This is a genomic window from Virgibacillus sp. GM2-2 (assembly GCF_055329585.1).
Window position 1 is genome coordinate 63,985 of record NZ_JBUZWC010000004.1, and the last position, 23,397, is coordinate 87,381.

General features: G+C 37.1%; 25 protein-coding genes, 1 pseudogene and 1 riboswitch. Of the genes and pseudogenes, 9 read left to right on the forward strand and 17 right to left on the reverse strand.

All coding sequences use genetic code 11. The annotated features are described in order from the left end of the window. The first annotated feature begins 11 nt into the window (after window positions 1–11). The 5 genes from ACY9Z2_RS06740 to crcB are packed head-to-tail and all read left to right on the forward strand — an operon-like array spanning window position 12 to window position 2,767. Entirely contained in the window at window positions 12–767 is a 756-nt protein-coding gene (locus tag ACY9Z2_RS06740) for a metal ABC transporter ATP-binding protein (RefSeq protein ID WP_463608855.1), read from the forward strand. 17 nt (window positions 768–784) lie between these two features. After that, window positions 785–1,624, forward strand: a complete 840-nt coding sequence (locus ACY9Z2_RS06745; protein WP_463608856.1) for a metal ABC transporter permease — start codon at window positions 785–787, stop codon at window positions 1,622–1,624. A gap of 1 nt (window position 1,625) precedes the next feature. Continuing rightward, window positions 1,626–2,039: a Fur family transcriptional regulator gene (locus tag ACY9Z2_RS06750; RefSeq protein ID WP_463608857.1), complete on the forward strand. Its 414-nt coding sequence runs from the start codon at window positions 1,626–1,628 to the stop codon at window positions 2,037–2,039. Between the two features lie 3 nt (window positions 2,040–2,042). After that, complete coding sequence (locus ACY9Z2_RS06755) at window positions 2,043–2,423, forward strand: fluoride efflux transporter FluC (protein ID WP_463608858.1); 381 nt, start codon at window positions 2,043–2,045, stop codon at window positions 2,421–2,423. After that, entirely contained in the window at window positions 2,420–2,767 is a 348-nt protein-coding gene (crcB, locus tag ACY9Z2_RS06760) for a fluoride efflux transporter CrcB (protein WP_463608859.1), read from the forward strand. The genes ACY9Z2_RS06755 and crcB overlap by 4 nt, the downstream gene beginning before the upstream one ends. 278 nt (window positions 2,768–3,045) lie before the next feature. Here crcB and ACY9Z2_RS06765 read toward each other — a convergent pair whose 3' ends face one another. The 4 genes from ACY9Z2_RS06765 to ACY9Z2_RS06780 all read right to left on the reverse strand — a co-directional run bounded on the left by ACY9Z2_RS06765 (window position 3,046) and on the right by ACY9Z2_RS06780 (window position 6,410). Next, window positions 3,046–3,849 (reverse strand): VLRF1 family aeRF1-type release factor, encoded by an 804-nt coding sequence (locus ACY9Z2_RS06765; RefSeq protein WP_463608860.1) that lies wholly within the window; start codon window positions 3,847–3,849, stop codon window positions 3,046–3,048. A 66-nt stretch (window positions 3,850–3,915) separates the two neighbouring features. Further along, entirely contained in the window at window positions 3,916–4,230 is a 315-nt protein-coding gene (locus ACY9Z2_RS06770; RefSeq protein WP_463608861.1) for a DMT family transporter, read from the reverse strand. Continuing rightward, window positions 4,230–4,562 carry a DMT family transporter gene (locus ACY9Z2_RS06775; protein WP_463608862.1) on the reverse strand — a complete coding sequence of 111 codons (333 nt, stop codon included), beginning with the start codon at window positions 4,560–4,562 and terminating at the stop codon, window positions 4,230–4,232. The genes ACY9Z2_RS06770 and ACY9Z2_RS06775 overlap by 1 nt, the downstream gene beginning before the upstream one ends. Window positions 4,563–5,034: 472 nt before the next feature. After that, window positions 5,035–5,127, reverse strand: a riboswitch (guanidine-I (ykkC/yxkD leader). Next, on the reverse strand, window positions 5,124–6,410 hold the full coding sequence (locus ACY9Z2_RS06780) for a hemolysin family protein (RefSeq protein WP_463608863.1): 1,287 nt from the start codon (window positions 6,408–6,410) through the stop codon (window positions 5,124–5,126). (Overlaps the previous riboswitch by 4 nt.) Before the next feature lie 258 nt (window positions 6,411–6,668). Between ACY9Z2_RS06780 and ACY9Z2_RS06785 the strand changes: the two genes are divergently transcribed. Further along, a complete protein-coding gene (locus ACY9Z2_RS06785) occupies window positions 6,669–7,265 on the forward strand; it encodes a YitT family protein (protein ID WP_463608864.1) in 597 nt (198 codons plus the stop codon). An 11-nt stretch (window positions 7,266–7,276) separates the two neighbouring features. Here ACY9Z2_RS06785 and ACY9Z2_RS06790 read toward each other — a convergent pair whose 3' ends face one another. The 8 genes from ACY9Z2_RS06790 to ACY9Z2_RS06825 form a co-directional block, all read right to left on the reverse strand. Next, a complete protein-coding gene (locus tag ACY9Z2_RS06790; protein WP_463608865.1) occupies window positions 7,277–8,779 on the reverse strand; it encodes a BCCT family transporter in 1,503 nt (500 codons plus the stop codon). A gap of 191 nt (window positions 8,780–8,970) precedes the next feature. Beyond that, on the reverse strand, window positions 8,971–10,164 hold the full coding sequence (locus ACY9Z2_RS06795) for an MFS transporter (protein WP_463608866.1): 1,194 nt from the start codon (window positions 10,162–10,164) through the stop codon (window positions 8,971–8,973). A 365-nt stretch (window positions 10,165–10,529) separates the two neighbouring features. Continuing rightward, complete coding sequence (locus ACY9Z2_RS06800; protein WP_463608867.1) at window positions 10,530–11,111, reverse strand: nitroreductase family protein; 582 nt, start codon at window positions 11,109–11,111, stop codon at window positions 10,530–10,532. A gap of 238 nt (window positions 11,112–11,349) precedes the next feature. After that, window positions 11,350–12,609, reverse strand: coding sequence for a coiled-coil domain-containing protein (locus ACY9Z2_RS06805; protein ID WP_463608868.1), 1,260 nt, complete (start codon window positions 12,607–12,609; stop codon window positions 11,350–11,352). A gap of 332 nt (window positions 12,610–12,941) precedes the next feature. Further along, window positions 12,942–13,892 (reverse strand): magnesium/cobalt transporter CorA, encoded by a 951-nt coding sequence (corA, locus tag ACY9Z2_RS06810; protein WP_463608869.1) that lies wholly within the window; start codon window positions 13,890–13,892, stop codon window positions 12,942–12,944. A 117-nt stretch (window positions 13,893–14,009) separates the two neighbouring features. Further along, window positions 14,010–15,290, reverse strand: coding sequence for an isocitrate lyase (aceA, locus tag ACY9Z2_RS06815; protein ID WP_463608870.1), 1,281 nt, complete (start codon window positions 15,288–15,290; stop codon window positions 14,010–14,012). Then, entirely contained in the window at window positions 15,287–16,888 is a 1,602-nt protein-coding gene (aceB, locus tag ACY9Z2_RS06820; protein ID WP_463608871.1) for a malate synthase A, read from the reverse strand. The genes aceA and aceB overlap by 4 nt, the downstream gene beginning before the upstream one ends. 353 nt (window positions 16,889–17,241) lie before the next feature. Beyond that, the gene (locus ACY9Z2_RS06825; RefSeq protein WP_463608872.1) at window positions 17,242–17,502 is read right to left on the reverse strand and encodes a hypothetical protein; all 261 of its coding nucleotides are present in this window, start codon (window positions 17,500–17,502) and stop codon (window positions 17,242–17,244) included. 348 nt (window positions 17,503–17,850) lie between these two features. On the opposite strand from ACY9Z2_RS06825, the gene ACY9Z2_RS06830 reads away from it, so the two are divergent. From ACY9Z2_RS06830 to ACY9Z2_RS06840, 3 genes and pseudogenes are all read left to right on the forward strand, one after another. Further along, complete coding sequence (locus tag ACY9Z2_RS06830; RefSeq protein ID WP_463608873.1) at window positions 17,851–18,168, forward strand: transposase; 318 nt, start codon at window positions 17,851–17,853, stop codon at window positions 18,166–18,168. Then, entirely contained in the window at window positions 18,165–18,587 is a 423-nt protein-coding gene (locus ACY9Z2_RS06835; RefSeq protein ID WP_463608874.1) for an IS3 family transposase, read from the forward strand. Before ACY9Z2_RS06830 ends, ACY9Z2_RS06835 begins: the two co-directional genes overlap by 4 nt. A gap of 12 nt (window positions 18,588–18,599) precedes the next feature. Beyond that, window positions 18,600–19,037: pseudogene (locus ACY9Z2_RS06840) on the forward strand (IS3 family transposase); the annotation flags it as partial. A gap of 413 nt (window positions 19,038–19,450) precedes the next feature. On the opposite strand, the gene ACY9Z2_RS06845 reads toward ACY9Z2_RS06840, so the two are convergent. The 5 genes from ACY9Z2_RS06845 to ACY9Z2_RS06865 form a co-directional block, all read right to left on the reverse strand. Continuing rightward, window positions 19,451–20,080, reverse strand: a complete 630-nt coding sequence (locus ACY9Z2_RS06845) for a response regulator transcription factor (RefSeq protein ID WP_463608875.1) — start codon at window positions 20,078–20,080, stop codon at window positions 19,451–19,453. Next, on the reverse strand, window positions 20,073–21,116 hold the full coding sequence (locus tag ACY9Z2_RS06850; RefSeq protein WP_463608876.1) for a sensor histidine kinase: 1,044 nt from the start codon (window positions 21,114–21,116) through the stop codon (window positions 20,073–20,075). The genes ACY9Z2_RS06845 and ACY9Z2_RS06850 overlap by 8 nt, the downstream gene beginning before the upstream one ends. After that, window positions 21,113–21,838 (reverse strand): cell wall-active antibiotics response protein LiaF, encoded by a 726-nt coding sequence (gene liaF / locus ACY9Z2_RS06855; RefSeq protein WP_463608877.1) that lies wholly within the window; start codon window positions 21,836–21,838, stop codon window positions 21,113–21,115. The genes ACY9Z2_RS06850 and liaF overlap by 4 nt, the downstream gene beginning before the upstream one ends. Before the next feature lie 391 nt (window positions 21,839–22,229). After that, on the reverse strand, window positions 22,230–22,871 hold the full coding sequence (locus ACY9Z2_RS06860; protein WP_463608878.1) for a PspA/IM30 family protein: 642 nt from the start codon (window positions 22,869–22,871) through the stop codon (window positions 22,230–22,232). Window positions 22,872–22,889: 18 nt separating this feature from the next. Beyond that, on the reverse strand, window positions 22,890–23,243 hold the full coding sequence (locus ACY9Z2_RS06865) for a lmo0954 family membrane protein (RefSeq protein WP_463608879.1): 354 nt from the start codon (window positions 23,241–23,243) through the stop codon (window positions 22,890–22,892). Window positions 23,244–23,397: the final 154 nt, after the last annotated feature.

The window sequence follows — 23,397 nt, forward strand, 5'->3', positions numbered from 1 at the left end:
GGTGTTCGATAATGAGCGAGCCTATTGTTACAATGAAACAAATCAATTATGCATATGAAAAGAAACTTGTTTTAGACAATATTAATTTTGAAATACCAAGAGGAGCTTTCATGGGGTTGGTTGGTCCAAACGGTGGCGGAAAAACAACGTTAATAAAGTTAATTCTAGGTATCTTAAAACCTGATACAGGTAGTATATCTTTGTTTGGAGACCCAATTACTAAATTTAAGGACCAAAACCGAATCGGCTTTGTTTCACAAAAATCAAATGCGTTTAATAAGGAATTTCCTGCTACTGTCTTTGAAGTTGTATCGATGGGGCTTGCAGCAAAGGTGGGCTATCTGAAGTTCTACTCCAAAAAAGATAAGGCAAAAATACAACACGCTATCGAGCAGGTTGGTATGAGCGAATACACGGATCAAAATATCGGAAATCTTTCTGGTGGTCAACAACAACGCGTTTTTATTGCAAGATCACTAGTCAATGATCCAGAACTTCTCATTTTGGACGAACCAACTGTTGGTGTTGATAATGAAAATGTTCAGCGGTTTTATGACCTGTTGCATCAACTGAATTCAAAGCGCAATATTACATTATTGCTTGTTACACACGACACGGGGTTGATGACACAGCATGCCACAGATATCGTTTGCTTAAATAAAACATTACATTTTCATGGAGATCCAGAAGCATATACATCATTATCTGATCGTGATTTGTCTCAAATCTATGGTCATCCCGTTAGTAGTGTGACACATGATCATTAACGTTGGAGGAAACATCTATGTTAGCAGATTTTATTGAATATGATTTTTTACGAAATACATTTTTAACAGGGCTTTTGATTGGAATTATCGCGCCATTGCTTGGCACATTTATCGTTGTCCGAAGACTTTCATTAATTGCAGATGCCTTGTCACACGTTACACTTGCCGGCATTGCCTTTGGTTTGCTTTTAGAAAAAAAGTTTGCAATTACTGCAATTACACCACTATATGGGGGGATGGCTTTCTCGGTTGTCGGCTCCATATTCGTTGAAAAGCTTCGGGGAGTGTACAAATCTTATCAGGAGCTAGCTATACCCATTATTCTGTCAGGAGGAGTAGGATTAAGTGTAATTTTTATATCATTAGCAGATGGCTTTAATACGGAGCTATTTAACTATCTATTTGGATCGGTATCGGCTGTTAGCCAAAAGGATTTCTTAACGATTCTTGGTGTTTCCATATTTGTTGTTTTTATTATTTTTCTATTTTATAAAGAATTGTTTACTCTATCATTCGATGAAGAACATGCTAGTGTATCTGGCATACATGCAAAGTGGATTCATTTATTATTTATCGTACTAACAGCACTCGTAATTGCTGCTTCAATTCGAATTGTCGGTGTATTACTTGTTTCAGCTTTAATGACATTACCCGTTGCAGCAAGTATGCGTCTAGCAAGAGGTTTCAAACAAACCATTTTTCTTTCTATTTTGTTTGGAGAGACCGCTGTGATTCTAGGTTTAATCAGTGGATACTATTTCAGTATTCCACCTGGTGGTACTATTGTTATCGTTTCGATTATTATTTTGCTTATTTCTATTGGAATCAAAAAATTTTCTAAAAAGGTGGCGATCTAATATGAAACTTCATGATGCAATCAACCAACTAAAAGAAAACGGTTATAAAACAACACAAAAAAGAGAAGATATTATTCATTACTTTACAAACGCAGATGGTTACCGAACTGCTAAAGACGTCATACAGTACTTAGAACCATCTTATGAAGGGATAAGCTTTGATACCGTGTATCGTAACTTACACCTATTTAATGATGTAGGAATATTGGAGACAACTGAATTAAACGGGGAAAAACACTTCCGCATTTCGTGTACACACCATCATCACCATCACTTCATTTGTAAGGATTGTGGCAAAACAAAAGAAATTGATGTGTGCCCAATGGATGAAGTTGAAAACACATTGGCAAATTACATCATTGAAGGCCATAAATTTGAAATTTATGGACTCTGTCCAGCCTGTAAGAGTGCATAAATGATGAAGAATATCTATCTAGCAATTGGAATTGGTGGAATGCTTGGGGCAGCTAGTCGGTACGGTATTTCGCTATTATTTCCGGCTGGTGATGGATTTCCGTTTGCAACACTGCTAGTTAATTTACTTGGCTGTTTTTTGGTAAGTTTTTTACTTAGTCATCCGATGATTAAACAAAAGCTTGGTCCAGAGATGTTCGCAGCAGTGGGAATTGGCTTTATTGGCTCATTTACAACATTTTCTACATTTATGGTAGAGACAGTTCTGTTGTTCAATACAAGGATTATTCTAGCATTGGGCTATTTATGCATTAGTGTGCTAGGTGGATTGTTTCTATGTATTGCGGGATATAGGCTAGCGACTAGAAAGCGTGTTTCATCATGAGTTTATTATTGGTAGCAATCGGAGGATTTTTCGGAAGTATTCTCCGTTACTATATATCGCAAAAAACGACCAAGCATTTACTAGGTACATGGATTGCCAATATCACTGGTTCTATTTTATTAGGGGTTTTATTTCGGTTTCATATCGAAGACCAAATAGCTGGTTGGACATGGATTCTTCTCGGTGTAGGTTTTTGCGGGGCATATACTACCTTTTCTACATTTGGAAATGAAGTCTTACAGTTAGTTTTGGATAAAAAATATAAAAGTGCATTAATCTATGTTATCTCCTCATTATTCGTTTCATTTGTTATTGTCTATGGAATTGTGATGGGGGTTATATAGACAATCAGAAAGCTGAACCACAAAACGGGCTCAGCTTTCCTTTTAGTGTGTGTTCAAAAAGGAGGATAAAAAGGACCGAGAAGTTCGAGGCAGCGTAGCTTTGAGTACCGGGCTTGTACAGGATGTACTGACTTCTACGTTGCCCACAGGACGTGGGCGATCTTAGTAGAAGTTCCTTTTGCCCTTAATACGTGAGGAAACGTTCTAGCACGCAGGAAAAGCTAGCTAACAAAGAAATTCGAAGTGTCATTTTTACCGGACTTTTTGAACATCCTCTTTTATGCAAAAACTTCTTCTAATACTTTTGATTCTTCATGATCAAGCAGATTTTTTTGAATAACAGTATCCGCTTTCTTATTCATTTGCGCCTCAATTTCTGGTGCCACATCAGGATCCCCAACAATAATTATTTTCTCCCACTCCTGCTTTTTTGCTTGTTTATCTAGGGTTGGAGCAATACTTTTATACCAGCGATGCTTATTTGCTTGATATCTTGCATTAAAATTATCCTGCTGTGTACTTTTACCGCCAGATCCCATCGAAGCATCTGCTTTGTGTGGTCCCGTCATTTGCCGCCAATTATCTGTATTAATATCTAGTTCAAAGTGGTCAGTATCATTTATTTCGCCCAGTTCAGCTTCGATTACCTTAATCTTATCTTGTTGAGCAAGAACAATACCTGATTTCGGGAAGGATTCATGTAATTGCTTTAATTGATCAAGTACAGGGTAACTCTCCCAATAAAATGCTGTCTCTAACCGCATTTGGACTCTTTCTGCGTACCATACTTCCTCGTCGGCTGTCGCAAAAAGAACAATCCCTTTACGAAAGTTTTGTTCATTTCCTAGGACAAAATCATTTACCTTTTCTTTAATTTTTCTAAAATTATTCAACTCTTCCTTGTTATCGTCTTCCTCTAAATAACTTTCAAAGTTTCGTAATCCGTTCTTCAAATGAATTTTCCATTCTCCACCCTGTTGTTCAGGATCAGCAGGGTCCGTATTTAAATACATCGAAAATACTTTATTGTTGTTATCCTTGTGCACCTGTTCTAATTCGTTCATTTGCTCTACTAAAGTCACTAGATATGCACTCCCTTTAAATTCTAGTTAGTAGACAAATTACCGAAATTCAAGAATATTAAACATCTAACTTATAAGTTTTAATCCAATTGCCGCAGAAATAATCATTCCGATAAAAACTATCCTTCGCCAATCTGCAGATTCTTTATAAAAAACAATCCCCATAAACGCACTACCCACCGTACCTATCCCAGTCCATATGGCATAAGCTGTACTCATCTGAATTGTTTGCATGGCGAGTGTTAAAAACAAAAAGCTTCCAATGAATCCACCAATTAAAGTTAGAAAGGAAGTTACATTTTTTTCATGAATAATTTTATTAATACCAATAACCCCAACTACTTCTCCAATGCCTGCAATTATTAAATAGAACCAAGCCATTATTTACTCACCTCCGTTTTGGGCGTTATCGTTTTTAAACCAATTACCCCTCCAAGCAATAGGGCGATTAATCCTATTTTTATGAAACTAAACGGTTCTTGGAATAAGACAAAATCTAACATAACCGTTCCGGCAGTGCCGATTCCTGTAAATACTGCATAGGTAGTGCCAACTGGCAGTTTTTTGGAACCAATTATTAATAAATGCATGCTAACATAAATGCAAATTGCTGTTCCAATCCAGGTTGGTAGACTATCTGCATGCTTTAATCCAACTACCCAACCTATTTCAAATAATCCTGCTAGAAAAACAATATTCCATTCTTTTTTCATTATAATTTCCTCCTTGTACCCTGGTGTATTTTGAGTTAATTCTTCGTGACGCTCGAACTTGCACTATCTGGAACTAAATTAGAACTTGAGACTGCTTGGTATCGGACTGAGGATGCCTTATTTACCCTTTTCAGCTTTATTTTGAGGATTATCGGACACACGATTCCTTATTCAGCCTAAAAACATGATTTTTAACTGTTTTTACCCAAATAAGGAATCCTGAGTCCGATAACAAGCGCTTTTACCCTTATTTTTCACAAATAAGGAATCGTGTGTCCGCTAGCTGCCATCCTACATGCAATCATTCCACTACGCTCGAAAATGTTACTTCACCAGCCTTGACCGAAGCTGTGAACAACGATGTAATTACGATAAACATAAATTGTCACTAGTTCACACCTTTCCTTCAACTCTTAGAATTGTTGCCCCGCATTTTCCTAAGTAAAAAAGCCCAGGAAGATATCTTTTGATATCCTCCCGGGCTTTTGTCCCTCCGTGTACACATATAATGTGCGCTTTCTCTCGGACCAGACCACTTACATGCGGAACCCTAGAAAGCATTTAATTTACTTTAACAACTTTAATTTTCTTGATTTGATACCCATCAATTTCCTCAACAATAAAGTGGTAATCATTAAACTCGATTGTAGTACCTTTTTCGGCGTCTAAATTATGTGTAATAATCCAACCACCAATAGTATCTACTTCATCGTCTTCTAAGTCAACACTAAATAAATCATTTACATCATCAAGCAAGACTTTTCCATCGATTAGGGTTGTATCTTCGTCTATTTCTTCGATCATTGGTTTTTCATTTGTATCAAATTCATCACGGATATCCCCGACAATTTCTTCTAGTATATCCTCAACGGTCAATAATCCTGCTGTTCCGCCATATTCATCAATGACAATCGCCATATGAATGCGTTCTGTTTGCATTTGGATAAGTACCTGCTTGATTGGAGTCGCTTCTGTAATGTGAAGAATTGGTCGGACATATTCATTTAATGTTTGCTTTTCTTTATGAATATGTCCCGTAAAAATTTCTTTAATATTAACTAAACCAATGATATGATCTTTGTCCTCATCAGCAACAGGATAACGAGTAAATTGACCTTCCTTAATTACTTCTAAATTTTCTTCGAAGCTATCCTCTGCAAAAAAACAGATCATTTCTGTACGTGGAATCATAATTTCTTTAGCAACACGATCATCAAAATCAAAAATGTTATTTACATAGGTCATTTCTGCTTGGTTAATTTCACCACTTTTATAGCTTTCAGAAAGTATCAAACGTACTTCTTCTTCTGAGTGTGCTACTTCATGTTCGTTAACTGGTTTAAAACCAAATAACTGAATAAAAATTCTTGCAGACCCATTTAATAACCAAATGAATGGATACATAATCTTATAAAAGAAAATCAATGGTCTTGATAGTAAAAGCGTTATCGTTTCTGCTTTTTGAATGGCCATTGTTTTTGGTGCCAATTCTCCAAGTACTACGTGTAAGTAAGTCATAATTAATAAAGCCAAGAAAATACTTAACGTATGTGTAACAGTTGATGGAAGATCCAATTCACCTAGAAGTGGACTAAGTATTACTTCAAAAGTCGGTTCCCCTAACCAACCTAATCCTAAGGCTGTTACGGTTATACCGAGCTGACATGCCGATAAATAAGCATCCAAATTATCTACCAATTTTTTTGCATAAACTGCACTTTTATTTCCTTCAGCTACTAAATGGTCTAATCGAGTTGCTCTTACTTTAACAATTGCGAATTCGGCTGCCACAAAGAATGCTGTAAGAGCAATCAATATGGCAACCATAATTAAGTTAACTATCTCCAATTATGATCCTTGTATTTGAAAATACAAGGACTTCACCTCCTGGTATGTGTTTCTATGAACCGAACAATTGTAAGTGATTCTGCGATTTGCTAAATCGTTTATGGATATGTATTTGAATTAGATCCTTCCCATCTGAATCACCTACTTTCTATTTTGAGTATAAGCTAAATGGTTATACAAGTCTATTCTTATGAGATAAATTTGCATCGAAAAGCATACATTTACACATAGAGTTTTTTGGACAAGGGTGGAATGTACATGCTTAAAAAAATGGTAATGATTCTAATCGGAAGCATTTTTATTGGGTTAGGTATCAATTTATTCATAATTCCAAACCATCTACTGGACGGTGGTATTATAGGGTTGGGATTAATAGCAAAATATACGCTTGGTCTTAAACCAGGATTAACGATAATGATTTTGAGTTTACCGATCTATTTATTTGCATGGAAATATGTGCGTCCATATTTTTATAATGGCATTCACGGTTTGCTTATTAGTTCATTTTTCATCGACTTTTTTCATTCATTGTCACATATATCCCCATATCCTATCCTAATATCAGCATTAAGTGGTGGATTGCTTATTGGAATCGGAATCAGTTTCCTGTTAGCAACAAAATCGAGTGCAGGTGGGACAGACTTATTAGCATTAATGATTTCAAAAAATACACGGATGAATGTTGGGATCATCATATTTTTTATCGATGTCCTTGTAATCGGGATGGGATGGATCCTAATTCCAAATGTGCACATCATTTATTCCGCAGTTATGATTTTAATGGTTGGACTAACTACATCTGTCGTAACATCAATCGTAGATAGAAAAAATGCAGCTAAAGGAATTTTCCTTTAACTGCATTTTTTCTATTCTCTCTTTTTACCTGGTAATGTTTCTTTTTTAACCATTTTGATAAATGCAATGAGCATAATCAACAGTATTAACGTAAATGGCAGTGCAGAAACAAGTGACGCGGTTTGCAATGCATCTAATCCTCCAGCAATAAGTAACACTACAGCAATTGCAGTAATTAATACACCCCAAATTAATTTCCCTACTAGACCAGGGTTTAGACTACCTCGTGACGTCATACTACCTAATATATATGTTGCAGAGTCAGCTGAGGTAACCAAGAATGTGAATATCAAGATTATCGCTAACACTGACATAATATCGGTTAATGGTAACCCAGCAAATGTTTTAAATAAAGCAACGGATAAATCATTGTTAACCGCTTCCGCAATTTGAGTTCCATTATTTAAGTCACTAAATAATGCGGTACCGCCAAATGCAGCAATCCATAAGCATGCGATCGCTGGTGGAACGATTAGGACTCCAAAAACAAATTCTCGAATTGTTCTACCCTTTGAAACGCGTGCAACGAACGCTCCTACAAATGGAGACCAAGCAATGGCCCACGCCCAATAGAATACTGTCCATTCCGTTACCCATGTATCACCTGAATATGGGGTTAGACGCAAACTATATTGTACAAAGTTAGTTAAGTAATCACCTAAACCAAGTACAAATGTATCTAGTATAAACACCGTTGGTCCTGCAACAAATACAAACAATAACAATAATAAACATAATCCTAAATTTATATTGCTTAACCATTTAATTCCTTTATTCAAGCCAGTAGTTGAGGATAGTAAGTACATTACTAACATAACACCTGCAATGACAATTTGAATCCATAGTGCGTCTGGAACATCAAATACCGTTTTTAGACCACCATTCATTTGCAGTATTCCTAGCCCTAAGGAAGTTGCTACCCCCATTACTGTTGCAATAACAGCTAATGAATCAATCGTTGTTGCTATTCCGCTATTCCTACCGATGACAGGTTTAATCGATGTAGAAATTAAACCTTTTTTACCTTTTTTAAATTGTAAAAATGCAATTACAAGACCAACAATAGCAAATACGGACCACTGACTAACTCCCCAGTGAAAGAAAGCGTATCCCATAGCCGTTCTTGCAGCTTCTTCTGTTTGCCCTTCCAATCCTGGAAAAGGAGTTTCAAAGAAGTGACTCATTGGTTCTGCAACACCCCAGAACACTAACCCTGCACCAAAACCTGCAGAAAATAACATTCCAATCCATGTAAAAAATGGATACTCTGGTCGTGAATTAGCTGGACCAAGTCTAATTTTTCCATACTTCGTAAAGCAAATTCCGATTAAAAATAAAACAAAAATAAATACGGCTAGAAGATAAAACCAACCAAATTTGGTTGTTGTAAAGGTAAATAACTCATTTGCGACTTCACCAAACTTTTTTGGCAAAACCGCACCAAAAATAACTAAAAACGCTACAATTACAACCGAAATAAAAAATACGGGATTTTTATATGTGTGTTTTTCCATAACAGATCCTTTCTTAAATTTATTGAGTAAAAATAGGAAGGGTATGTAGACAAAATCAAAGGGATTAACATATTTACTTTAACCTTTTTTCTCACCTACTAAACGTCTTTTTTCACTGATAGAAAAAATAAGTTTTATGGGTACCAATATTAGGTCAAGTAAGCTTTCGCCATTAAAGCTTGGCGATAAGCCTATTTTCTAACCCGAGTGAAAAAAAGCCACATAATTGCCAATGTAGCAAATAACATACTTGCAAAGAAATAGACTGCATTAAATCCGAAGTATTGGATTAACAAGAATGACAATAATGGGCCAAGCGCGGCGCCAACATCAACTACAATAGTGTGTGCTGTGATGATTTTAACGGATGCTTCACCACTGGAAGCGTTCGTTGCTAACGTATCCACTGTAGTTACGAATATAGTAGAAAGGAATTGAAATACGATTAAAAAAAATAATAATAGCGCAACTGATTGTGTACTTGTAAAAATAACGAAGAGGACTGTTCCTCCAATTAATGGTAATAAAAGCATATGTGTTTTAACGGCTAACGTGTCTAGCTTTCTTCCAACAATAGGTGCCAAAAATGGATCCCACGCCCAACGTATTGCTTGAACAATACCTGCTATGGTCGCAGCTCCTATCACAACATTTTGCCATTCCCATTCATTCATATAAACTCGCTCGATTAATGTGCTTAACGTTGTAGCAAATAAACCAAATATGATAAAGCCCATTGTAAAACCGGTAATTAGAATCATCCATATGTACGTAGAAAAGGTATATGTAAGTTTTGTTTTGGCCCGATGAACCGTATTAGCATCTTGCTTTGGAATAACTGGAACAAATCGGATTATTAGTGGAAAACCAATAAGCCCAATTAGTGCAAAAAGTGTTGTAACAAAGAAAATAGATGTTTGATCGATTAAAAAGCCCCCAGCTAGCATACCTATCAGTCCACCTAGCCCCCATAATCCATTATAGGTTCCAACAAAACTGCCTCTCTCTTTTTCAGAGCTAACTTCAATAATCGTAAGAAAGCCACCTAATCTAAGCAATGACCATGCAATACCCCATACTGCACGCATGATAAATAAAACCCAAAACGACTGAAATACACCGTAAGAAAAAGTAGAAATAACTGCAAAAATAAGCGCAATAACTAACCCTGTGCGAAGTTGAAATCGTTTATAAAAAAGTCCTACCATCGGATTAATTGGTAAACGTATAAAACGGTTTATCGAAAGTAATACCCCAACTTGCCAAAGTGCAGATAAACCAAAATCTTCCCAATAAATAGGTAAAACTATTAAGAGCATCGCATCCCCAGTTATGGCGATGGCAGTTAATAATGCTATAGCTATTACACGGTTCTTTGGAGTCATTATTGTTCCTCTTTTCTCTAATTCTATAAGATTAGAATATTAGCACAAGAACACTTTCAGCACAATAAAAAACTTCGGCATTCGTCTTGTCCTTAATAGCAAATGCCGAAGTTTTTCTTATAAGGTTCACCATAATTTATACCTTAGAAAAGCGCAAGCGCCCGTTTAGCAACGTACAAACTGGAGCACCCCGAAATGAGATAAAGGAAACACGGTGAGGGACGAACCGATGTTGACTTATCGCAGTGGAGGAGTGTGAAGTTTGATAGTTGCTGGGCGCTGGAGCTAGACAGCTTTTCGTTTATACTTTCTTTGCTTTTAAAAAAAGAGCATCTTTGAAAAGATACTCCTCTCGTACGATTATTTTATTTTGTAAACGTTCCTTCAGAAATGAATTCATTGACTTCTTTTCGATTTGAAGGCTTTTCACGATCGCGAAACTTTTCTTCAAGTGTTTCTTTTTCACCCATATAACCAACTGCAATAATTGCTTGAATTGCATAGTTATCAGGAATTTGCAGCACCTGTCTTGCTTTATCTCGATCAAATCCACCCATACCATGTGTGATTAAACCTTGTCGGGTCGCTTCAAGTGCTAAATATCCCCAAGCAGCTCCAGTATCAAATGCATGTGTAACATTGTCACCAAATCTTTCTGAATCCATTTTCGATGTAATTGCAATCAAAATAGGTGCTTTTTTACACCATGCTACATTGTTTTCAAAGATAAATGATAAAAATTTCTCACGATCTTCCTGATTTTTTGCGACTACGAAATGCCATGGTTGCATGTTAGCAGCAGAAGGCGCCCAACGTGCTGCCTCAAAAATACGATGAAGAACATTATCAGGTACTTCTTTATCTAGAAATGACCTTGGCGACCATCTTTGTAAGTAAATTGGATCAATATCGTGTGACGCAGTTCGAAACTCTTTAATTATAGACATACTGAAAATAGCTCCTTTTCTGTTTAACCTAGTTGAAAATCCAAGAACAATTATACATTATATACTTACTAAATGAAACTTTTTTACTTTTTGTAAGCAAGGTGGGTAGATAATTATATATTAGAAAACTTGGCTTATCGCAAAGCCTTAGTTGCACTTATGCAGTAAGAAAGGTTTTATACTTTCTTACCTGCCAAAAAAAGGTCTATCCGAAATGGATAGACCTTTTGAATATTTATTAGCGTACGCGACGTACATGTCCTGCGAAGTGATTAGCCCAGTATCCGCTAGTCATATTAGCAATTGCAACTCCTGTTGAACTCTGTGAGCCTATGAAGTTACCGCCTCCAAGATAGATTCCAACGTGACCATTGGTCTTATACGTATTAAAGAATACTAAGTCCCCTGGTTGAATGTTGCTATATGAAACTTGTTTCCCAACATATTGCAACTGTGAAGTACTTGCCGGTAACGAAATTCCACCTTGTCTAAATGCCCATGCAATAAATCCAGAACAATCAAATCTACCGTTGCGAATATCGTAAGCACTACGTCCACCACCGAATACATAAACAGAGTTTCCGATGTACTTATACCCTGCAGTCATAGCAGTTGAAACGCCACCGCCTGGAGCTGGAGGAAGAGCACTACTTTCACTACTTAATGTAGATAAATTTGAACTACCATTTGAAGAAGATCCAGAACCTGCTGATGAACGTTCACTATTAATACGTGTAGCAGCAATTCGTTGACTAATTTCTGCTTCTAAAGCAGCTAAATTACCATCTTTTGCTTCCAATTCTTCCTTCATTTTCTGTAGCTTTTCTTGTTTTTGCTTTAGTTCCTTTTTATCTGCTTCGTTTTGTTTCTTTTGTTCTAAAATAGTGGACTGCATATGTTCTAACTCTAGCTTCATATCTTCTAGATCTGAAAGTTTCTCTTTCACTTTATCTTGCTTTTCTACTACTTCTTTTTTCGCTTTTTCTTGCTCTTCCATTAGCTCTTTGTCAGAATTGGTAATTTTATTTACTGCTGACACGCGGCTAATGAATTCACCAAAACTATTTGAACCAAAAATTACATCCATATATCCAATGTTTCCACCACTTTGTTGATAGGATACAATACGATCTTTTAAAATTTTATATCGTGCTTCAATTTCATCTTCAAGCTTTTGAATTTCCTTTTCTAAGGCTTGAACTTGTTCTTTTGTATCTTTAATCTTGTCTTTTGTTTCATCCATTTTTGCTTGGTTTTCTTTTAAAGCTTGATTAACTTGCTCAATCTTTTTGTTAAGATCTTCTAACTCTATCATTACATCGGCAATTTTTGCTTCAGCTTCTGATAGATTTGCTTTAATGGCTGAACGCTCACTATGTATTTCTGACTGTCTATCTTTTAAATCAGCCGTGGTTTCTGCTTGGACGGTGTTATTGACGAACATGCTCCCCAACCCAACTACTGCAACAGTAGTTAAAGTCACTAATGATTTCTTCAATTCTAATTCCTCGCTTCCCCTATTTACACCTATATGATTATTTTCTCTCTGTCTATCTAATTATGTAAAGGTGTTCTTTTAATAGTATGTAATCTATTATTATTTTCTTAGGCAATTAGTAGTATATCATCCAAAAATGACATGAATGTAATAACAATATTACAATTATATTTCAATTTACGATGAAATCCTCTTATATATGACATAATTTGTAAATGAAACAGAAGCGAAAAAGCAAAAAACGACCACAGATTTGTCTCTGTGATCGCTTTTTGTTGTTACTTAAAGTACAAAGGTAAAAAAACTAAATAACTACCGAAAGAGTCCTATCCTTAATCAAACCAGCCTTTTTTACGAAACCAAATAATCATCCCAATTGAAATACTGATCATAACAGCCCAAACGATAAAATAACTATATTTTTCGTCAAGCTCTGGCATAAATGTAAAGTTCATGCCATAAATCCCAACGATAAATGTCAACGGCATAAAAATGACGGAAATTACTGTCAAAACTTGCATGGTTCGATTGGTCTGGTGGGCGTTTAGGGATAAATAACTATCTCGTATGTCTTGAGTCAATTCACGGTTGGAAGCAATAATATCCGCTACCTTTATCAAATGATCGTGAATATCAGCAAAATATTCTTTCCTGTCATTTACTCCATCTAAATGATGCGAGTTCATAATCCTATATAATAAGTCCCGCATTGGATGTACTGTCTGTCTCATCGTAAGGAGTTCACTTCTTCGATCGAATAACTGTTCTAGTAACTCCTCCATCGACAATCGCTTGGTATTATCCTCTATTTCGTTAATGTGATCCTCAATTTTATATACAATTGGAAAATAGTTATCGACAACATAATCTAACAATTGATAGAAAATATGGTACTCATCCAGTGTTTCTTGACTATTTTTTCTGTGCATCAGGCTTTTCATCGATTCAATTACTTTTAATTGTGCTTTGTGGTAAGTAACAATACAATTATCCCTGATAAAAAGATCAATTTCATTTTTCATCAACGTTTGTTCGTTCAGTGAATGGATTACAAAAAACGTATGATCCTCATAATAGTCAAGCTTCGGTCGTTGTAAATCGTGCATACAGTCTTCAACCGCCAATGGATGAAAGTTAAAATACGTTTCCAATAGCCTTGTTTCCTGTTCAGTTGGCGATTCAAAATCAGCCCAATACCAATCATATGTACCTTGTTTTAGTTCTTGTAATGAAATTTGCCTTACCTGCTGTTCTTGCTCATTTTTTGCAAAAATTGTAATCATGGTCTCAAACTCTCTATTGTTTTATATATCTTCTTTTACCCAATTTCTCCATTCCTAACACGTAAAGATACTAGACAAAAGGTTAATATCTAATCCTTTTGCCTAGTTCGTTCGCCCTTAACGTGAAAATTGTGCAGCTTCTGTAGACCCTTTTAGTGCTACAGTTGATGATGTTCCCCCTGATATAACCTGTGCCACTTCGTCAAAATATCCAGTGCCAACTTCGCGTTGGTGTCTTGTTGCACTATAACCATATTGTTCACTAGTAAATTCGGCTTGCTGTAACTCTGAATAAGCAGCCATTCCATCTTCTTTATATTTCCTTGCCAACTCAAACATACTATGATTTAACGCATGGAATCCTGCAAGGGTGACAAACTGAAACTTGTATCCCATGTTGCCCAATTCTTGTTGGAAGGATGCAATTTCTTCATCTGATAATTTACTTTTCCAATTAAACGACGGTGAACAGTTATAGGCAAGTAACTTCCCAGGAAACTTTTCATGTATTGCCTCAGCAAATTCTTTCGCTTCTTGTAAGTTTGGTTCTGACGTTTCACACCAAATCAAATCAGCATACGGCGCATACGCTAAACCACGGGCAATTGCTTGATCGATTCCCGCTCTTGTCTTATAAAATCCTTCAGGTGTGCGCTCACCAGTAATAAATTCGTTGTCTTGAGGGTCGAAATCACTCGTAATCAAGTCGGCCGCATTGGCGTCAGTTCGAGCAATCAAAATAGTTGGTGTGCCCATCACATCGGCGGCAAAACGTGCTGCAATTAAATTCCTCACGGCTGTTTGTGTTGGTAGCAAAACTTTCCCGCCAAGGTGACCACATTTTTTCTCAGAAGATAGTTGATCTTCAAAATGTACAGCTGCTGCTCCTGCTTCAATCATTGACTTCATTAATTCAAATACATTTAACTGACCACCAAACCCGGCTTCCGCATCAGCTACAATCGGAGCGAACCAGTCAGTTTTATTATTATCTCCTTCCGCAAAATGTATTTGATCAGCCCGTTGCAAAGCCTGGTTAATCCGTTTAACTACTTGGGGAACACTATTAACTGGATACAAGCTTTGATCGGGATACATGTGCCCTGCCAAGTTAGCATCGGCCGCAACCTGCCAACCGCTTAAGTAAATTGCCTTCAGACCAGCCTTTACTTGTTGAACAGCCTGATTACCTGTTAATGCACCGAGGGCATTTACATAATCCTCGGTTGTGATAAGCGTCCAAAGTTTTTTTGCACCACGGCTAGCTAACGTATATTCGATATCGATAGATCCTCTTAAACGAATTACCTTCTCAGCTGAATATGGTCGTTTAACACCAACCCAACGATCCTCCAAATTCCATTGCTCTGTTAGTTGTTTTACACGTTTACTGTTCATTTTTCATATCCCCCTTGAATTAATTTTTCATATGCCGGAATCGTTAAAAACTCGGTAAACCGTTCACTTTTTACAAGCTGTTCAAAAATCCCCGCTGCTTCGGCAAGACTTTTTGTATCAAAAATCCCTGTTTCACGTAACCGCTTTAGCTCTTCTGCTTGTAATTGATCAACTAATTGTCTCGTTATCGCTCGACCATCATCAAGCACTCCTTTTGGATGGCGGATCCATTGCCATACTTGTGCACGGGATATTTCAGCAGTCGCTGCATCCTCCATTAAGTTATCTATTGGAACTGCACCCCTTCCCTGTAACCAAGCTGTCAGATAGTGAATCCCTACCCGAATATTCGTACGTAATCCTTTCTCCGATATGTTGCCTTCAGGTAATGTTAACAAGTCTTTCTGTGTTATCTGAACATCTTCTAGTTTTCTCGTAATCTGGTTTTCAGTAGGCATTTCTTTGTTGAAAATATCAAGTACCAACTCCACCATTCCTGGATGGGCAACCCATGTGCCATCGTGACCATCTCTCACTTCTCGTTCTTTATCTTTTTTAACTTTTGCAAACGCACTTTTGTTTGCTTCATCATCCCCTTTGACTGGAATTTGCGCTGCCATTCCACCAATTGCTGGAGCACCCCGTTTATGACATGTTTGAACTGCGAGCAATGAATAGGATCGCATAAAATGAGCTTCCATTGTCACCGTTACACGATCTGGAAGGATAACGTCTGGATCTCGTTGGAACTTTTTAATAAAGCTAAAAATATAATCCCAGCGACCACAATTTAATCCTGCTGAATGATCGCGAAGCTCATACAATATTTCATCCATTTCAAACGCAGCAGATATTGTTTCTATTAAGACCGTTGCTTTAATAGACCCCGTTGGTATTCCAAGCTCTTCTTGAGCAAACAGAAAAACGTCATTCCAAAAACGTGCTTCTAGATGATTTTCAAGCTTAGGTAAATAAAGATAGGGACCTGATCCGCGCTTTAAAAGTTCACGTGCATTATGAAAAAAATACAAACCGAAATCTACTAAACTTGCAGACATCACTGTTCCATTTACAGTAATATGGTTCTCTGTTAAATGAAGTCCACGTGGACGTACGATTAACACAGCCGTTTTTTCATTCAGTTTGTATTCTTTACCTTCTTCATTTATGAAATCAACTTTTCTTCGAATAACGTCGTATAGGTTTTGTTGACCATTCATAACATTTTCCCAAGTTGGTGACGTCGCATCTTCAAAATCGGCCATAAATGTTTTAGCACCAGAATTTAGTGCGTTGATGATCATTTTCCGATCAACTGGTCCAGTGATCTCTACACGTCGATCACGCAAATCTTCTGGTAATGTCGCTATCACCCAATTTCCATGACGGACATTTTTTGTTTCTGTCAAAAAATCTAGTCTCTTGCCTGCGTTTAATTTTTCCTGGAGATGTAATCTCATTTGCAGTAAGCTTTTTCTCCTATCGTTAAAACGATGATGTAGTTTTTCCAAAAATTGTAGTGCTGGCTCTGATAGAATGATAGAAAATTTACCATTTGTATTTCCGTTTACTTGAATCGATTTATTCGATGTAACCATAAGTCCCCTCCATTGTTATATTACAATTTAAATAATTATCGATTGTTATAATACACTTTAAACAAAAAAATTTACTCTTCTACCTTTGATAAACAATGCTCACACTGAAGAATTAAACTCGTTTTGATTCGCTTACCACACTCTGTGCAAATAACTTTACTCATCAGTTCACCCTCCTTATATATAACAGTTTTAATTATTTACATTTTGTTATAATACAGTTTATGCAATAAAAACCAAAAATGCAACTATAATTTTCAAAAAAATTTATTTTTAAATAAAGGCTGTTTTTAAAAGATTGTTGTTTTTAACAATATGCGTAAACTGCGAACTAAAGGAAATTTATGTCTATTCTAAAAGCAACGTTTATTTCCGCTGCGGGCAGTCGCTTTCTGCGGGCACGGCTTCAGCCTCCTTGCCCCGGCAAGGGGTATGCCGACGTTGTCCGCAAAGGACGGTTTTAGTCGGCCTTCACTATTACCACTCTGCGGGGTCTTCAGCTCGCGCTGTTCCCGCAGGAGTCGACTGCCCTCCGCTTCAATCAACTGCCAAAATAGCAGAAAAAAATTAATATTTTTAAGCGTCCCATAAAAGAAATAATAGTTATCGAACACAACTCCAGTGGAGAAAATACACTTTGACTCCTGCGGAAAAAGCGAAGACGATGAGACCCCGCAGTGAGTGATTTTCTCACGAGGAGGCTCATCGCGAGCCCGCGGAAAGCAAAGTGTATTTTCGGAACGGCTATGGAACACTGATCACGAATTTTCATTAGTTCTAAGTTTCCTTCAACTGTATATTAACTCAAGGACACTGCTCGGTATCGGACTGAGGGTGCCTTATTAAGCTTTTTCACCTTTATTTTGAGGATTAACGGACACACTGCAACTAGAATAATAAGTGGACACCCCTTTAACGGAAAGGAGGAAAGGGTATAATGTTAATAACTAGGAGGGGTTTCCTTGGGTGAGTTACGTAAAAGGTACAACGAAGAGTTTAAACGTCAAGCGGTTAAATTTGTACAGGAACAGAAAAAAACGGTAACAGAGATTGCGGCTGATTTGGATATTCCATTAAGCACGCTACATGAATGGATTGCGAAATATAGAGAATTTGAGAATGAACCAGTCGCAAGTTCCGAGCGTGTTCGAGAGCTAGAAAACCAGCTAAAGGAAAAGGAACGGGAACTGAATGAACAGAAACGTAAAAACAAGGATACAGAGGAAGAATTGGCTATTGTAAAAAAGGCGGTGCACATCTTCAGCAACCCAAATCAGTGAGATTTGAATTTATTGAAAATAATCGCTCTACGTTTTCTATAGTGAAGATGTGTACGGTATTTAAAGTCACTCGGAGCGGTTATTACAAGTGGAGAAACCATAAGCCAAGTGAACAGGAACTTCGTAAGGAAAAGGTTAAGCAGCGGATCCTGTTTCATTTCCATGATTCCGGAAAAAGATATGGAAGTCCAAAGATTACGCATTTATTGGTGCGAGAAGGGTTCAAGATATCGGAACGTACTGTCGGTAAATATATGAACGAACTAAAGATACGCTCCTGTGTTTCGAAAAAATATAAAGTAAACACAACTAATTCGAACCATAACCACCCTATCGCACCTAATATAGTGAATCAACAGTTTATGGCGAAAGCACCAAATCAGGTATGGGCGGCTGATATCACCTATATTCCTTGCTGAGAAGGACGGTTATACTTGGCTAGCATTATTGATCTCTGTACACGTGAAATCGTAGGTTGGAGATTAGCAGGACATATGGAAGCAAAACTGGTAATTGGTGCATTAAAGGATGCTTACGAAGCAAGAAAACCTAAAGATGGGTTGATTCATCATTCTGATCGTGGAACACAATATGCATCAAACGACTATCGAAGCATGTTAGATAAATACGGTGTGGTGGCAAGTATGAGTCGTACTGGAAACTGTTACGACAACGCTTGTAAAGAATCCTTTTTCAGCCTTCTTAAAAAAGAATTAATACAAGGCGGACGATTTCAAACAAAGAAAGAGGCGTACTTGGAGATCTATCGGTATTTGGAGTTTTTCTACAATCGAAAACGAATTCACAGTGCCCTTGGATATGTATCTCCAGCACAGTATGCCAAGCGATATGCACCAAATGTTGCTTAAAACGATTCTAGGACAGACAGAACGATCCCTTCTTCACTTAGCTGCCAAGAAGATGATAAAGTGGCAGGATCAAGTGGTTTGGGCTTGACGCTACCACGGCATCATCTATGCTTTGAAAAGTGAAGAATGATCTGTTCATTTGGATAAAGTCATTTAAAAAATTCCGTTATTTGATATTTTGGTGTCCACTTTCTTGACAGAGCTCCACACGATGCCTTATGCAGCTAAAAACCATGATTTTAAACTGTTTTTACTCGAATAAGGAATCCTGAGTCCGATAACAACTGCATTTAGCCTCATTTTTCACAAATAAGGGATCGTGTGTCCGCTAGCTGCCATTTCCATGCTGCACGCAAATCGCAATCATACATTCTTACACATAAAAAAGCACAAGCCTCGATAGCTTGCACTTTTTAAACTAAATCATGTTGGAAGGCGTAAATAACAGCTTGTGTTCGATCTTGTACCTCAAGTTTCCCTAAAATGTTACTAACGTGGACCTTCACTGTTTTCAAAGCAATAAATAATAGATCAGCAATTTCTTGATTTGTTTTTCCTTTTGCAACCAAAAGAAGAACTTCCATCTCTCTTTCTGTTAAATGATCATGTAAGTCATCAACTTCTTTCGATCGCATACGTGACATGATTTTTCCTGTAACTTCTGGCTCTAAAATCGACTGTCCTTCATACGTTGCTCGAATCGCCTTTGCTATTTCGCTCGCTTTCGATGTTTTTAACATATAACTCGTTGCACCCGCTTCAAGTGCTGGATAAACCTTTTCATCATCAAGAAAACTTGTAACAATAATGACCTTTGCTTGCGGCCACTTCTCTATTATTTGTTTTGTTGCTTCAATACCGTCCATTTCCTTCATTACTAGGTCCATTAAGATGATATCTGGTTTTAACGCCAAAGATTTTTCAACTGCTTCCGCTCCATCGTCGGCTTCGGCAACCACTTCAATATCAGCTTGTGCGGATAGGTAAGCTGAAACACCAATTCGAACCATTTCATGGTCATCTGCAAATAATACCTTAATCACTAGTTCCACCTTCATTTCTCAATCGAGGAATTTTCACTTCTACACGAGTCCCTTCATTTGGTAAGCTAATAATCTTAAAAATTCCGCCAACCTCGCTTGCACGTTCATTCATATTTTGTAACCCATAAGAGCTCGCACGTACTTGACCTACATCAAAACCCTCACCATCATCAACAATCCGCAAGATCACTGTATCATCTCGTTCGATCAATAGGACCTCAAGCGTTGATGCTTTTGCATGCCGTAACGTATTAGAAATTGATTCTTGTAAAATTCGAAACAACTGATCCTCGATCCCTTTTTCAACGGAAAATTCCTCCATATTCCATGAAATTTCCATAGGGACCTTCTGTCTAAGTTCAAGCAATATTTCTTTTGCGCCTTCTTGGAGGGACTTTCCTTTTAATGCTACTGGTCGTAAATGTAGTAACAAAGCACGCATTTCTAACTGTGATTGGTGGATCATTTTTTCTACCAATCGTAATTGTTTTTTCGTTGTTTGCTGATCAGTAGCTTGTTCTTCATTAATAGCAGACATCATCATGGAAGCAGCAAATAATTGTTGACTCACGGAATCGTGTAACTCTCTTGCCAATCGATTTCTTTCTTGTAAAACTACTTCTTGTAAGCTTTTCTCTCGTTCGTTAGCTCGTTCTGTTACAAGTCTTTGCGATTGCTCCGCTTGAGTTCTGAATTTCTCTTGTACTTCAATTATTCGTTCTTGAATCGGTTGAAGTTCCTTATATGATTCACCGTCAATAGTGAGTTTTTGCCCTTTTACCAGTTCATGTAACTGGCGATCAATACGATGTAATCGTTGACGCCAATATAGACCAGTAATGATACCAATCACAATGCCTGCTGATGTTGGAACCAACATAATTAACAACATATATGGTAAATCTATTATTTCTTGTTCAAGAATACGTGACCAATTTTCTAAGGGAAAGGTAATGAACGTTATGCCAATTCCTATAACCGTAACCATAATACTAAAGAAAACAGCAGTGAAAACATGGCGAATAACAATATTCATATCCGCTTCACCTCAATGTCACCAGATATCACTGAGGTCATAATCTTGACTCTTGGATAAGTAGTATCATATTTTTCCGTACGGTACTGCAACGACTGATTCATTAATCGCGTATGATGTTTACCAAAAATATGTGCACGCCCAACAACTGAACTGTGATGAATACTTACCTCAACCTCATACGGAACATATACTTCTATGTTCCCAATTACATGTCGTATCGAAATGACAGCTGTGTCATCAGGTAGTACAGTATTACTTAAGTCAATAACTCGATCGCCGAAAAAACCATGTATATTAATATCGTTCCATTGATAAGCGTGTTCAGCTGTTTCTTGATCACCAAAAAGCTTTTGGTCAAATAATGGTTTTGTTTCCATCATATCCTCTTGACCGGCATCCATATGGATGGTCGGTTGAATATGCTGTGCTTCTTTCTTGGACTTTGAATAATTCACAATAAATAGGATTATCCCAGCTATAATAAAAAACCGTACTGCTATCATATTAAATACGGAAAATACAAGAGCGATTATTCCGGTCCAGAAAAAAATCTTTCCCCATAGTCGATAAAACTTTTTCCAGCCAACATAAATTAACAGACCGCAGAATACTGCAGTTATAATCATTCCTCCACCGAAGAAAGCGAATTCTATAATAAAGAGGATCACTCCAATAATTAATATCCAGTTAAATGTATCAGTTGTTAGTCGTTGGAACATGAAGATGACCCCCTTTGGCTATGTTAGAAAACTAGGCTTATCGGTAACTATTAATGACAAAAACTTAGCTGCCCGTATACTGATATTCTTAACATGCATACTCCTCATCAGTATAAAGAGACGCAGCGTACTGCGTCTATTAAGTATATCATTTTTTGTAACGTCACAAAGTATAAGTTATGGTAGACCTTATAAGAAAAACTTCGGCATTCGCTATTAAGGACGTGGCGCATGCCGAGTTTTTCTAAAAAGAATGTCTAGCTCCAGCGCCCAACAAATAGTTAGTCAGGATGAACGTAGGGAAAGAGCACCCTACTTTTCACCTGCCTATCTATTTGTACGCCGCTACAGGGCGCTTCCGCTTTTCTAATCAAAAGAAGAATAATACAACTTACTCGGCTTTTACTTCTTCTTTTTCTTTTAATTCATTTTCAAGCTTTTCAATTTTACTGTCGAATGTATTTCGATAGTAGGAACTGTTTACTTTGAATTCTAAGTCAGAAATGTACTGCTCCATCTCTGCGAAACGAGCAAATGGTTTATCCGATGAATGGTCAATCACACGACTTATTTGGTGATTCGCCTTCGCTATATTCTCCCGACCCATTAACTCCATTCGACGTAAATGCATGTCCTTTAGCTTATACTTCATTTCTTCATATTTACGCTCTAGTGTTTCGAGCTGTTCAACAGCTTCTTCATGTGATGCCTTTAAGCGATTTGCTCTTGCTTGATATTCCTCGTGCTCTCTCATCGCAAATTCACGTAAATCATCTTCCCCAGCTTTTTCTGCAATGTTTGCCTGTTTTAATCGTTTATCGGCAAAGTCTTGTGCTTTATGGTACTCCCTAGTAAACTCGTCCCGTAATCGATACTGGCGTTCTACTAGCTTTCTTACTTTTTCTTTCTCTAGTTCACTTTGACGCAAATACTGATTTAATGCAGCAATTGGATTTTTCTGCTCTTTTTGATCCAGCATATTGTGTAAATCGGCAGATACAGAATCCTTTATTCGTGTAAAAACGTTTGTCATTATAATCGCTCCTCTTTGTTAATTATTTAATTCTGCCCATTGTCTTTCAAAATTTTTGAATGGGTCATCTTCTTCTTTTATTGTTTGTGTCCCTTCGACTTTTTCACTATTCCAGTTTTTAACGATTAGGTATAGCGCTAATGCAGCAGCAACTCCGATTACAGCGTATATGTTGGAAAAAGCGATACCTAGAACGATTAGACCTGCTACAACCCAACCGATTTTACCTATAGTTGATTCACTTTTAACAAATTGCTTAAATATTACATACAGTAACCAAACACTTACTGCTAGAAATACCATTGGCCCAAGCATTGACAGTAGCACTAATAAAGCGATCAATCCTCCGACGAACAACATGAATTTTTTCATTCATTCCGCCTCCTTTCTTTTATCTTGAATCCATCATACCGAGAAACAACGGTTTTCATAATGATCCTGAGCCATATCTTTGACTAAGACCTAAGGCTTATTATCACCCTTGATGAATGATAGTTGAAATGTTCTCATATAAATTTAACAAGAC